Genomic DNA, 13,918 nt, shown 5'->3' on the forward strand with positions numbered 1-13,918 from the left:
GACTTAACATGAAAGTATTAGTTATTGGTGGCGGCGGCCGCGAACATGCCCTAGCTTGGAAAGCGGCACAATCCCCACAGGTAGAGCTGGTTTATGTTGCACCGGGTAACGCGGGCACAGCCCTCGAGCCGAAGTTAGAAAACCTCAACATCAGCGCGACGGACATTCCTGCCCTGCTCGATTTTGCTCAAACCAATCAGATCGAACTCACCATCGTTGGCCCAGAAGCGCCGCTGGTATTAGGCGTGGTCGATGCCTTTAACGCTGCGGGTCTACCCATTTTCGGCCCAACCAAAGCGGCAGCACAGTTAGAAGGCTCTAAGGCGTTCACTAAGGACTTCTTAGCACGCCACAATATCCCAACGGCGGGTTATAAAAACTGTACCGAAATCCAAGACGCTAAAGCCTTCGTGCGTGAACTAACGGGCAAGACAGGTTACCCAGTCGTAATCAAGGCCGACGGTTTAGCCGCAGGTAAAGGCGTGATCATCGCGCAAGATCAAGCTGAAGCCGATGCCGCCATCGAAGATATGCTCGCAGGCAACAAGTTTGGCGATGCCGGTTCTCGCGTGGTTATCGAAGAATTCTTAAAAGGCGAAGAAGCCAGCTTTATCGTTATGGTCGATGGTAAAAATATCCTCGCGATGGCAACCAGCCAAGACCATAAAGCCCGCGATAACGCCGATCACGGTCCAAACACTGGCGGCATGGGCGCTTACTCACCAGCACCCGTGGTCACCCAAAGCGTACACGATTGGACAATCGCCAATGTTATTCGCCCAACGGTGGATGGCATGGCCGCCGAAGGCAATGTGTACACTGGCTTCCTGTATGCAGGCCTGATGATCGCACCAGACGGCAGCGCCAAAGTACTGGAATACAACTGCCGCTTTGGCGATCCAGAAACCCAACCTATTATGATGCGCTTAAAGTCTGATCTGGTTGAGCTGTGTTTAGCCGCCACCCGTGGCGAGTTAGATAAAGTCACCGCCGAGTACGATGCTCGCGCCGCAGTCGGTGTTGTATTAGCCGCTGGCGGTTACCCAGACGATTACCGCAAAGGCGATGTGATCCAGGGTTTAAGCCTAGGTAATCACGATGCCAAGGTCTTCCACGCAGGTACTGAGATGAAAGACGGCCATGTGGTCACCAACGGCGGCCGCGTGTTATGTGCGACAGCCTTAGGACACACAGTGACCGAAGCACAAAAAGCCGCTTATCTGCTGGTTGATGAAATCCACTGGGATGATGTGTATTTCCGTACCGATATCGGCTATCGCGCCATTGCCCGTGAACAACAGGGCTAAAGGCTAAATCATTCAAAAAAACCGGCTGTTAGCCGGTTTTTTTATGCCTTAAAATTGACGAGCGTCAATTTTAAGATAATGATTTATATGGAATTTAATCAATATACATCTACTTTTACCCAGATTATTCCTATACAATGCTACGCAAATGTTAATTACCTACAAATGCTAAGGACTCTCCATGGAGATTAGACTCATTTCTGCCACCATCGCCTTAATACTCGCGGGTTGTGGCGGAGGCTCAGAGGACACGGGTAGCACACCACCGACAGAGCCGCCAGTCCAACCTCCAGCGGTGACTCAATATATGGCGAGTACAAGTTCGGTCTTAGGTGGCAAACTCGCTCCCACCAGTCAAAAAGTCGATGCAGGTAAAAGTGCCAGCTTTAGTGTTCAAGCCGATAACGGTTTTGTGCTGGATAGCATTAGCGGCTGTGGCGGTACGCTAACAGAACTGACCTACACCACGACGGCTATGAGTGCCGATTGTGCTATCACCCCAAGCTTTATCAGCAATGCTGAAAATGCCATTCGCCATCAAGACCATACCCTTGCCAGCGCCCATGAGCTGATTGATTTCAGCACAGCCGAACTTGCCAAAGTAGATGCTGCCCGCAAGGCGCAAATCACCGAACTTTATCAAGGTGTGGGTAACAGCATCAGTTGGCATCCGACCCACGATTCCATCACCTTTTCGAGCTTTATGCCGGAAAACACTTTTACCTTACTGCCATCCAATGTGGATGGCAGTGGCGCCAGCGCCGTACGCGGTTTAGTGATGGCGGGCGAACAACAGGGCCAGCGTTATGCCGCCATGGGTGGCAACCTGTTTGCGGTTAATAATTCGGATCAGAGCGATAAGCTGCTGAAAAACCTCATCGGTTGGCTAACCAAAGGCGGCGATCAGCAGGATGCCCTTAGCATAGTCACGGCACAAATGCCGAGCCGTGCCGACAGCTGGTATTTCCCCCATAACGAAGGGATCCGCACTTGGCTAAGCAAGTACTACCCCGATGCTCACAGCATCAATGCCGCCAATAGCTGTGATTACAGCGCCCTTGCCAGCTGTATCGATACCTTAAAACCCGATTTAATCGTTATCAGCGATATTGATCGAGATGGCCTAGGATACGCGGGCATTCAAGCGGCCATAGCTAAAGCCAAGGCCGCGGGAATTCCGCTGCTAGTTTCAAACTACTGGCGTAATCAAAGCCCTATGCTCTCGCCACTATATCTTGAGATGGGGCTCTCTACCGCGGGAAACTATTGGTCCAAACTCAACGCCGATAATCTGAGTGTGAGCACTATTCTGGCGGAAGATAAAGCACTAACAGATGTAGAAAAACTACTTGCCAATCTGCGGGAACAACGCTTCGACACGCAAGTCCTCAATGACTGCAGCGGTAACTATTTAAGCTGCAACAGTAGCGCCTTTGTCGAGGCCTTTAAGGCGGGCGCGGATTGGTATCGCAGCAATGCCGAAACCTTAGATAACAATGATATAGATGCTTTTAACAGCCCTAATTTCAGCTTGATGAAAGCGGGGTTACTGCTCGCCGACAAGTATCGCAGTGAAATCGATTACCCCATCGCCTACACCGAATCCGCCCAGTGGCAACAGGCCCTGTTTGCAGATTGGACTGTCAGCTACGCCCGCGCCCACAACCTCGCCCAAGCTGACTTAGGTGAGTATGTTACCGCCAGGGCCAATCTAAGCAAGGACAGCAATGCCCATTACGCTTATCCTGCCACAGTGACGGAACGTAAAAGCATCACAGTGCCTTACTCCGGCCAGTGGACAACCACGGGCTGGTACGCCTTACCCGGACAGACCATCACCCTCAGCCGCTTAGATAGCACAAACGCGAATGTCGAAATTAAGCTGAATTATCATAGACGTAATACTAACCGTGCCTATGAACAAAAGGTTTATCGCGCGCCATTGGAACTTGCCCAGCAACGCCTCAAGCTCACCAAAGGGCAAAGTATTGAGTTTTCAACCCCCTATGGCGGCCCCATTTACCTCTATATCAGTGGTGGCGAAGGAGCGCTTAGTGTCGATGTGCAAGCCAAAAATGTGGCTAAGCACCCCAGCATTATGGATTTTTCCAATCCCGCGGAAATAACGGCCTTTAACGATAAGATCCAAAATACTGAGTTGCCCCATGTGGATCTTCGTACCGATGGCGCCGAGCAACATTTGCGCCGCGACCGTTTTATGAATGCGATTGGCGGTAAGATCCCGGATGTCAATGCGTTGCTTAAGAGCATTGTCGAGGATCATATCAACAGCGTGTATACACTCGCTGGGCTGAAAATCCAAGGTAAGAGCTTAAGTGAGTCTCTACCTGCGGATGTGCTTACCAGCTGTCAGGCACTGTTTGGCGCCGATTGCACCGATGCCAGTTTGCATACCCGCAGCATCATCCAACACGCTAACTATGACCAAAACGCCCACTGTGGCTCAGGTTGTAGTGGTAATCCATGGGATGCGGCTTGGAATATTTCACCCACGGGTTGGGGAGATAACCACGAACTCGGCCACAATCTGCAAACCAACCGCCTCAATGTGCAATATGCCACTGCCGCCAATAGCGACAATTGGACAGGCTATGGCAGCCGCGCGGGGGAAAACTCCAACAATATCTTCCCCTATGTGGTGCTATGGAAAACCCATTATTTGCGTGATGGTAATACCAACACCATCACCGATGGTCATATGAATCACAAAGATCTCTTCTATGTGTTTATGTCCGATGCCGCTGGCACCACGGATACCAGTGGCAAACGCGTGGTCTTCGGTGCTAACTGCAAAGTGCTCGATGCGGGCGAAGACAGATACACCGCCCCTTGGGCCAACAATGCCTACGCGGTACACAACGGCTATCGCATGGCGTTTTACATCCAAATGGCGCTAAAAGCCCATGGCATGACACTCAGCGACGGCACCAGCTTAAGCAATGGCTTCAATATCTTCACCCTGCTGTACCAGCACAGCCGCATCTTTGGCAAATACGCCAATAATGCCAGCGACTGGGAGGCTAACCGCAGCAAACTGGGCTTTGAACTCTTCCCATACGAAGGTCATAGCGTTTACGGCGGCAAAACGGTGAGAGATATTCCAGGCAATGACTTTATGCTGGTATCACTGAGTAAGCTCACAGGCAAAGATTGGCGCAGCCATTTTGATGTGTTGGGCCTGCGTTACTCAAGCCTCGCCGCGGCGCAGGTGATGGCAAACGCCAGCCAAGGTAAGGTGCCTATGGGCATGTATGAGCTTGAAACCGATTTACCGCCAGCAAATATGAGCCAAGGTTTAAACTTTATCCCTCTGTCACTTAGCGATGGCAGCACATTGTGGAAGGGCACAGGCTCACCTAGCCAATGTGCTAAACCTTAATAGGTAATAGATGTCGAGAGCCTGACACCTAAGCCCAATCACCAATAAACCTCGCCTATGCGGGGTTTATTTTTGCCCTAAAGCGTGAGCTAACGCACACAAGTCCCCCTTTGGCGGGCGCACTATCTAGACCCAACAAAAAATATCAGGGGGTATTTATGGGATATTCGATCAAAGACATTATTTATCAAGGGGAAAAGTCTGGCGTGCACAATTGGCAGACGCTATCGGGACAGAATTTTTATTGGCATCCCGACTGGCTACATATCGCAGAGGATCTGACTGGTCACAAAGCCACCGCCCATATTCAGGCCGATGGCGATAAGGCGACCCAAAGTGAGGCCGAGCAAGCCATAGTGAAGCACCTCAACCGCGGCAAATAAGCGTCAATGGCCCGACGCAATCGCCTTACGGGCGATTTTATCGATTAAACCCGGTGCAATCAGCTTTAGCCAGCGCCCGAGTCGGCCACGTAGCGACGTAATAAGCTGCCGACCTCGGGTAGCGATCACAGGGAGCATCATGTTCGCGCATTGCTCGGCGGTGATAATTTTGGCTTCCTGCATCGGGGATTTACCGAGGGGCTTACCCTCGCCGTCGAGGGCACGCTTATGAATTTGCGACACGACAAAATCGGGACAAATCACAGTCACGGCGACATTATCATCAGCAAGTTCAATCCGCAGTGAATCAAAAAAGCCGATAACCGCGTGTTTAGAGGCGGCATAGCCACTACGTGTCGGCACGCCCGTTAACCCTGCCACAGAAGCGACCACCACCACCTGACCTTGGCTCGACTTTAAATAGGGTAAAGCGGCGTGAGTTAAATACGCAGGACCTAAATAGTTGACTCGCATGATATCTTCGAGCACAGACAACTGATTGAGCTCATCGAAACGTGACCACATGGTCATGCCCGCGTTATTCACGAGAATATCGAGGCGACCATAATGGGCAATAGTGGCTTGAATTAAGGCTTCACATTGGGAGGCGCTACTGACATCGGCGGCAAACACAAATGGAGTCGGACCATAGTTCGCGATTTCGAGGGCAAGGGAGGCTAAACGTGTTTCATTGCGGGCACTGAGCACCAGTTGGCAACCCACCCGTGCCATAGCGATCGCCAGCGCGCGGCCAATACCTTCTGAAGCGCCCGTAATAATGACTACTTTCCCCCTCAGTCCATCCATAACTATTCCCTTGTTACCAATGTGTTAATTATGCTCCGAGGTAAATTGGCATAATCATCTTAAAAGCGCAATCCCCTAGGCGCGTTGTGCCGCCTGCATATCAAACTGCTGGCAATAACTGGCCAAAGGTTGCGGTCGTCCGATTGCATAGCCTTGAGCGTAGTTAATACCAATCACTTGTAATCTATCGATAATCTCTTGGTTTTCGACAAACTCGGCAACCGTTTCAATCCCTATCACTCGGCATACGTCCTGAATAGATTTAACGATAGCGTAATCCTTGGCATTGACCGCGAGGTTCTTCACGAAGCAGCCGTCGATTTTGACATAATCCACCGGCAGTTCACGCAGATAACCGTAGGATGCAAAGCCACTGCCAAAATCATCCAATGCGAAGGAAAACCCGAGTTTACGCAGCTGCCTTAACATCTCCATGCCGCGCTGGCGGTTTTGAATCGCCGTAGTTTCGGTGATTTCAAAGCAGACACATTGGCTCGGAATATCGAAAATATGTTGCTGCTGAGCTATGTATTCCACCATGCCTTCGGCGCCTAGGCTATTGCCAGAAAGGTTGATTGAAATACAGTGATCTGGCCACAACTGTGGATTTAACGACAGCCATAAGAAGGCCTTACGTATCACCTCTTTATCGATTTCAGGCATTAATTTAAAGCGCTCCGCTGCCGCAATAAACTGCGCTGGCGCTAAAATACGACCGCAGGGCTCTTGGATCCTCAGCAGGATCTCCATCCGTTGCCGTTTGGAACTCGCCCCTAAACCGCGGATCGGTTGGTAGTAGAGCAGCTGTTCGTTTTCCTCAATCGCTTGCGCGATACGTACCGCCCATTTAGGCGCGTTACGCTGATAAGTCAGCTCTTTATCCTTATCATCGTAAAAATGGATTTGGTTTGTGCCCTTAGCTTTGGCGGCGATACAGGCAATATCCGCATCCTTGAGCAGCTCCAAAGCATTGATATAAGGCGCACGGCCAAAGGCAACCCCGATACTCAAGCCGACCTTATAATTGCAGTTTTTATCGTGCAACACCTGCAGCGAAACCTGAGCAATGATCTGTTTTAACTGCTGCGCCACAGATAAAGCGGTGCTATCGCAGATCACTAAGCCAAATTCATCACCCCCGAGGCGGGCTAACAAGGTCTGCGGCCCGAGACAAGATTGAATCGCTCGTGCAACTAAGGCCAACATGCGGTCACCGGCTGTATGCCCACAACTATCGTTAATCAACTTAAACTGTTCTAAATCCAGATAACATACCGCGATGCGCTTAGCCTGACTGGCAAACTGCGGTAACTGCTCTTCAAAGGCTTGGCGATTCAATAAGCCAGTAATGCCATCGAAATTCGCGCGTTTTTGCAACTGGCGTTTAAGCAATTCTTCTTGGGTGATATCCCGCAGCAGCACCACAGTACCAGTAATTTCTTTATCATGATTCAACACATTACTGATGCTGCGCTCAATAATCCGTGGCGTGGCGGTTAAAAGCTTGATCTTGGCGACTTGCGGCGTGGTCTCACCTAAGCGCATACAGTGGAATACGGCTTGATTTAACTGCTCCCCCGCTTTTAATAACGACGCTAGGCTCTGACCCACGGCGTAACAACTAGCGACATCGAGTAAGGACTCGGCCTTGGGATTCATGTAGATCACTTTGGCATCGATATCGGTCAGGAGCACCGCCTCGGCAATCGACTCCAGAGTCGTCTTACCACGTTCTTTCTGCTGATAAATGCGGGCAAGTAAGCTGTTCACTCGGCTGGCCAACACTTCTAACTCGGCGTTGCCTTCGCCGCTCACAGGGCGATACACGCTAGCCGTAGGGTCGACCAATGCCAACTGCTTCATCATGCTCTTAAAAGGCTTTAATAGGCCTGCGCGCAGCCAAATGTAACCCAGCGCTACAATCAACACGCCGAGTAGAATAATCCCCACCGAAACCCAATCGAGGTCGAGCTTGACCTCTTGGAAAGGTTCAGTTGAAAACTGCACCTGCAGATACAAGGGAGTGTTATTCAGTAAACTCGGGATTTGAACAAATCCGACATAATCCTTTGCCGTTGCCAGATTGCTGCTGCTCATTTGCACCTGAGTGACTAATGGCACTTGGGCATATTCTAATAAGTCTTGTGCCGATAACTGGCGCACCAAGAGCACGTATTCTTCGGGGGCGACCGCAACAGCGGTAACAACAAGCCCAACATCCCCAGCAAGATAAGCTCCTGCAAGCAGAGGTTTATCGGCGGCAAGTACCGCGCGGGCTATTTCCTGTTGTGTTGGCAAGGCAATGCTAGAGGTATTGGCGAGGACACTGTGCAGTTGTCCGCCTTGCAGAATAAACCAATGCAAATTGGCGGATATGGCACTCTCACGCCATGATGATTCGATTGACTCTAGCAGATCGCCATCGACCCGAGACAGAGGCGAAGCGTAGATATTAGTCAGGAAACTTAAGCGGTCGAGATCGATATGAAACTGTTGTTGAACATTGGTCAGCTCATGCTGCACATTGTCTTGGCGCAACTGCTCGACCCTATGGTCGAACCAATAACCGAGGCAATAGGACACAAGCACAACTGCAGGCAGACAAAACCCCGCAATAAATACCAATATTTTGTTGCCTATGCGCATCTTCTACCACGGCTTTCGTAATTAAATTGATTAACGGCTTTACATAGTCCCTTATAGCGCCATGCAACATAGCTTATTTGCAAATAGGATTAAATATCACTTTGCTTTATCCGTTGCTAAAGTAAGCAATAGCATGCATTTAATTGTTTAAAACACCTTTGATTTAGCACAGCTATTCGATAAATAAGTTTCTAAAAGTTAGATGTTAATCAAGATCCTATGTTCTAAATCCGTTTGTAAATACTTTGTTTCCCATATTGTTTTGATTGAGCTGCGCGTTATCAGGCAGTGTATTTCGCGCTTAATCAATCCAGCTCAGCGAAGGAAACACAGCAATAAAAAACGGACCCTAGGGTCCGTTTCTTCTTCAGTATCGCTTACTTATGGTACTGCTTAGATTGAGCATGAACCGCCTTGATAAAGGCACCCGCATGCTCAGGGTCAACGTGCTGGTGAATACCATGGCCTAAGTTAAACACATGGCCTGTACCTTCACCGTAGCCCGCCAGAATTTGAGCCACTTCTTCTTCAATACGTGGAATTGGCGCGTACAGCATAGATGGATCCATGTTGCCTTGCAGTGCCACTTTGTGACCAACACGGCGACGGGCGTCGGCAATATCGACAGTCCAGTCTAACCCTAAGGCGTCACAGCCCGTTTCAGCCATGGCTTCTAACCATAAGCCACCGCCCTTAGTGAATAAGGTCACAGGCACTTGGCGACCATCGGCAAAGCGAGTCAGGCCATCGACAATCTTCTGCATATAACGCAGTGAGAATTCACGGTAAGCCGTGTGCGATAACGCGCCGCCCCATGAGTCGAAAATCATCAGCGATTGCGCGCCGTTAGCAACCTGCGCATTCAGGTACAGAGTCACTGAATCGGCTAACTTGTCGAGTAACATATGCAGCGCCGCTGGCTCTGCGTAGGCCATCTTCTTAATTTTTTCGAAGGTTTTGCTCGAGCCACCTTCAACCATGTAAGTCGCGAGTGTCCAAGGAGAACCAGAGAAACCAATCAATGGCACTTGGCCATTCAGTTCACGGCGAATAGTGCTAACCGCTTTCATCACATAACCCAGATCATCTTCTGGATCGGGAACGGCTAATTTTTTAATGGCATCGATAGTGTCTGTTGGGCGCTCAAAACGTGGGCCTTCGCCCGCCTCAAAATACAGACCTAAACCCATCGCATCGGGAACAGTCAGAATATCGGAAAACAGAATCGCTGCATCCAGCTCGTAACGACGCAGCGGTTGTAGCGTTACTTCACAGGCCAATTCATGGTTTTTGCATAAAGACATGAAGTCACCCGCTTGAGCGCGAGTCGCTTTGTATTCAGGAAGATAACGACCTGCTTGACGCATCATCCACACTGGAGTCATATCAACAGGCTGTTTTAGTAGGGCGCGTAAATAACGATCATTCTTTAATTCTGCCATTTGGCTTGATTCCTAGACTTATTGAGATCCGCTGGGTCGGTAGTTTAGCATTTACGCGAATAATGTAACCAATATGAGCTAATTTATGTGAGCTAATCCCCATCATTGCTGTCCATTTAAGCACTTATCGTCAAAATGCTAGCCAGATAACATACTGTTTATTAATCGAACCCAAAGTCACACTAAGACAGAAAAAAGTTGCGCTGGTTTCCTGCCTTTGGTATAAAAAGTTTGCGCTAGCAAGAACAATCAAGAAGCTCGTCGCATCGAGCCTGCTATATACATTACTCGCCCAACGATAGGTTTCTATCGTTGGGCTTTTTATTTCCGCATTTTTTTATACAAAACAGCTGGTTTGTCCATCTGCCAATTCTCGCAAATCCCAACAAAAAGGGTTGATCCAAGAGCTATTTCTCCCCTACATTAGAGTCATGTCCTGGCACTTAAATGGAATGCATCATGCTGAGAGAACTCGAAAAAGCAGAACAAAAGTGGGGCGGTTCAAATAAGCTTATAGATCAATGGCTAGAAAATCGTCGTAAACTCTTGGTGCATTACTGCCAGATAGCGGGCCTTCCTCCCTATGGGAAAGCCGAAAAATCCCTTCCTTCCTTCGACCATGTAAAATCCTTTTGTGATTTATTAGTCGATTACGTCTCCGAAGGCCATTTCGAAGTCTATGACCAAGTGGTCAATGCCTGTGAAAAGTTTGGCGCCTCGAGCAAAACCTTAGCCCAGCAAGTACTGCCAAAGATCACCCCGACCACCAATGCGGCGTTAGATTTTAATGATAAGTACGCCGAAGCTCAGGATGACCAAGTGTTATACCAGCTCGATAAGGATCTTTCCGAACTGGCCCACACTATGGAAACCCGTTTCGAATTAGAAGATAAATTACTCGAAGTGTTACATAACCAGTATTCAGAGCACGCCCAACAAGCCTAATTAGTGCTAACCGTTATGCGCCGCGAGTCGCATGATGACTCGTCGCTTGGGGCAAGTCGCCATCCTTGATAAATGTTTGAGATTGGCATTCACCTCTTAACCAAGCACTTAGCAATAAAATCCACAAACAAAAAAGCCAGCTTTCGCTGGCTTTTTTATTGTCATATCAATCAATTATACAGCTGATTGAAAGATCACTTGTGATGCTTTCTTAGTGTAAGAATCGATTTGATCGAAGTTCAAGTAACGGTAAGTGTCAGCTGCTGTTGCATCTAACTCTTTCGCGTATTCTTGGTATTCTTCAACCGTTGGCAGACGACCTAACAGGGCTGCAACTGCCGCTAACTCCGCAGAGGCTAAGTAAACGTTAGCGCCTGTACCTAAACGGTTCGGGAAGTTACGGGTAGAAGTTGATACTACAGTTGCACCTTCGGCCACACGTGCTTGGTTACCCATACACAGTGAACAGCCTGGGATCTCGATACGCGCACCAACGCGACCGAAAATACCGTAGTAACCTTCTTCGGTCAGCTGGTCTTTATCCATCTTAGTCGGTGGAGCAATCCACAGACGAGTTGGCAGCGTCTTAGCGAACTTGTCTAACATCTTACCGGTCGCACGGAAGTGACCGATGTTAGTCATACAAGAGCCAACGAATACTTCGTCGATTTGCGTTTGCGCAACAGAAGACAGTAATACTGCATCGTCCGGATCGTTAGGCGCACACAGGATTGGCTCTTTGATCTCGTTCAGATCGATTTCGATCACAGCAGCGTACTCAGCATCCTTATCGGCGCTCATCAGCTCAGGATTCGCTAACCACTCTTCCATGCCTTTGATACGACGTTCGATAGTACGACGATCACCGTAACCTTCGGCGATCATCCACTTCAGCATAGTGATGTTCGAGTTCAGGTACTCGATGATTGGCTCTTTGTCTAACTTGATAGTACAACCTGCTGCAGAGCGTTCTGCAGAAGCGTCAGACAGTTCGAAAGCCTGTTCTACTTTCAGGGTTTCTAAGCCTTCGATTTCCAGTACGCGACCAGAGAAGATGTTGATCTTACCTTTCTTCTCAACGGTCAGCAGACCCATTTCAATGGCTTTTAATGGAATCGCGTGTACTAGATCACGTAGGGTGATGCCAGGTTGCATCTTGCCCTTGAAGCGCACTAATACTGATTCTGGCATGTCCAGAGGCATCACACCGGTCGCCGCTGCGAAAGCAACTAAACCAGAACCCGCTGGGAATGAAATACCGATTGGGAAACGCGTATGTGAGTCACCACCAGTACCGACTGTGTCTGGTAATAACATACGGTTTAACCAAGAGTGGATAACACCGTCACCTGGACGCAGAGACACACCGCCACGGTTCATGATGAAGTCTGGCAGAGTGTGGTGAGTGTTAACGTCTACTGGTTTTGGATAAGCGGCAGTGTGGCAGAATGACTGCATAGTCAGGTCAGCACTGAAACCTAAACAGGCTAAGTCTTTCAGCTCGTCACGGGTCATAGGGCCGGTAGTGTCCTGAGAACCCACAGAGGTCATCTTAGGCTCACAGTATTGGCCTGGACGCACGCCAGCAACACCGCAGGCCTTACCGACCATCTTCTGCGCTAAAGTGTAACCTTTGCCAGAGTCAGCGATGTCTTGAGGACGTACGAATACGTCAGAGGCTGGTAAACCTAACACTGCGCGCGCTTTGTCAGTTAAACCACGACCGATGATCAATGGAATACGACCACCCGCACGCACTTCGTCTAACAGTACGTCGGTTTTCAGGCTGAACTCAGAAATCACTTCGTCTGAGCCATGACGCTTCACTTGGCCAGCGTATGGGTAAATGTCGATCACATCGCCCATTTCCATTTTGCTAACGTCAAGTTCGATTGGCAGTGCGCCCGCATCTTCCATAGTGTTGAAGAAAATCGGTGCAATTTTGCCACCTAAGCAGAAACCACCAGCACGTTTGTTAGGTACGAATGGGATATCATCGCCCATGAACCACAGTACTGAGTTAGTCGCAGACTTACGTGATGAACCTGTACCCACAACGTCGCCCACGTAAACTAATGGGAAACCTTGGGTTTTCAGTTCTTCTAATTTCTTGATTGGACCTACGCTGCCAGGTACATCTGGCTCGATACCATCACGCGCGTTTTTCAGCATAGCTAAAGCGTGCAATGGGATATCTGGACGTGACCAAGCATCGGGTGCTGGTGACAGGTCGTCGGTGTTGGTTTCACCTGAGACTTTGAATACGGTCAGGGTCACTTTGTCCGCTAATTTTGGACGGCTTAAGTACCAGTCTGCATTTGCCCAAGCTTCAACGACTTGTTTAGCATAGGCATTACCCGCTTCCATTTTCTCAACCACATCGTGGAAAGAATCAAACATCAGTAGCGTGTGAGATAAGGCTTTAGCGGCTAAAGGCGCCAGAGCAGGGTTATCTAACTGAGCGATCAGCGGCTCGATGTTATAGCCACCTTGCATAGTGCCTAATAACTCAGTCGCACGTTCGGCAGACAGGATGGGTGAAGTTGCAGTGCCTTTAGCAACCGCATCTAAGAAAGCGGCTTTTACGTAAGCAGCTTCGTCAACACCTGGGGGAATTCGATTTTCTAGCAGGTCAAGAATAACGGCTTCTTCACCAGCGGGGGGATTTTGAACCAATTTAACCAGTTCAGCCACTTGATGTGCATCTAATGGCTTAGGGACTACGCCCTCTGCAGCACGTTCTGCGACGTGTTTACGATATGCTTCTAGCACGGCAACATTCCTCTTTGTTTGGCGCTCTAACAACGAAACTGCACGTCTTCTCAATTGAAGCTGACAGTCCGACATGATCGACCCGTATTTCCGGCCAGCAGTATACTACAGCTTTGCAAAAGTATGAATCAGGTCACACTCGGCGAAAGACGAAATAAGGGCTAAATCCGGAGGTGCAGCTCAACTTACGGCAAGAATAAAACAAGGGAAATTAGA

At 49.3% G+C, this 13,918-nt stretch carries 8 protein-coding genes; 4 read left to right on the forward strand and 4 right to left on the reverse strand.

From position 1 onward, the window contains the following. Window positions 1-8: 8 nt before the first annotated feature. The 3 genes from purD to M0415_RS11960 all read left to right on the forward strand — a co-directional run bounded on the left by purD (window position 9) and on the right by M0415_RS11960 (window position 5,090). Window positions 9-1,307, forward strand: coding sequence for a phosphoribosylamine--glycine ligase (purD, locus tag M0415_RS11950; RefSeq protein WP_249553398.1), 1,299 nt, complete (start codon window positions 9-11; stop codon window positions 1,305-1,307). Between the two features lie 181 nt (window positions 1,308-1,488). Next, window positions 1,489-4,707, forward strand: a complete 3,219-nt coding sequence (locus M0415_RS11955) for an ImpA family metalloprotease (protein ID WP_249553396.1) — start codon at window positions 1,489-1,491, stop codon at window positions 4,705-4,707. A gap of 158 nt (window positions 4,708-4,865) precedes the next feature. Then, window positions 4,866-5,090, forward strand: coding sequence for a hypothetical protein (locus M0415_RS11960; RefSeq protein ID WP_088211897.1), 225 nt, complete (start codon window positions 4,866-4,868; stop codon window positions 5,088-5,090). Window positions 5,091-5,093: 3 nt separating this feature from the next. Here the strand turns inward: M0415_RS11960 and M0415_RS11965 are convergent, their stop codons facing one another. From M0415_RS11965 to hemE, 3 genes are all read right to left on the reverse strand, one after another. After that, complete coding sequence (locus M0415_RS11965; protein WP_249553394.1) at window positions 5,094-5,897, reverse strand: SDR family oxidoreductase; 804 nt, start codon at window positions 5,895-5,897, stop codon at window positions 5,094-5,096. 75 nt (window positions 5,898-5,972) lie between these two features. After that, on the reverse strand, window positions 5,973-8,543 hold the full coding sequence (locus M0415_RS11970) for a putative bifunctional diguanylate cyclase/phosphodiesterase (RefSeq protein ID WP_249553392.1): 2,571 nt from the start codon (window positions 8,541-8,543) through the stop codon (window positions 5,973-5,975). Window positions 8,544-8,920: 377 nt separating this feature from the next. Continuing rightward, the gene (hemE, locus tag M0415_RS11975) at window positions 8,921-9,985 is read right to left on the reverse strand and encodes a uroporphyrinogen decarboxylase (protein ID WP_011621241.1); all 1,065 of its coding nucleotides are present in this window, start codon (window positions 9,983-9,985) and stop codon (window positions 8,921-8,923) included. A 459-nt stretch (window positions 9,986-10,444) separates the two neighbouring features. Here hemE and rsd point away from each other — a divergent pair, with 459 nt between their 5' ends. Continuing rightward, window positions 10,445-10,930, forward strand: coding sequence for a sigma D regulator (gene rsd, locus M0415_RS11980; RefSeq protein ID WP_086017236.1), 486 nt, complete (start codon window positions 10,445-10,447; stop codon window positions 10,928-10,930). Window positions 10,931-11,104: 174 nt separating this feature from the next. On the opposite strand, the gene acnB is transcribed toward rsd, so the two are convergent. Then, window positions 11,105-13,702 carry a bifunctional aconitate hydratase 2/2-methylisocitrate dehydratase gene (gene acnB / locus M0415_RS11985; protein ID WP_249553390.1) on the reverse strand — a complete coding sequence of 866 codons (2,598 nt, stop codon included), beginning with the start codon at window positions 13,700-13,702 and terminating at the stop codon, window positions 11,105-11,107. Window positions 13,703-13,918: the final 216 nt, after the last annotated feature.

Source organism: Shewanella sp. 10B (assembly GCF_023475885.1).
Lineage (GTDB): Bacteria > Pseudomonadota > Gammaproteobacteria > Enterobacterales > Shewanellaceae > Shewanella > Shewanella mangrovisoli.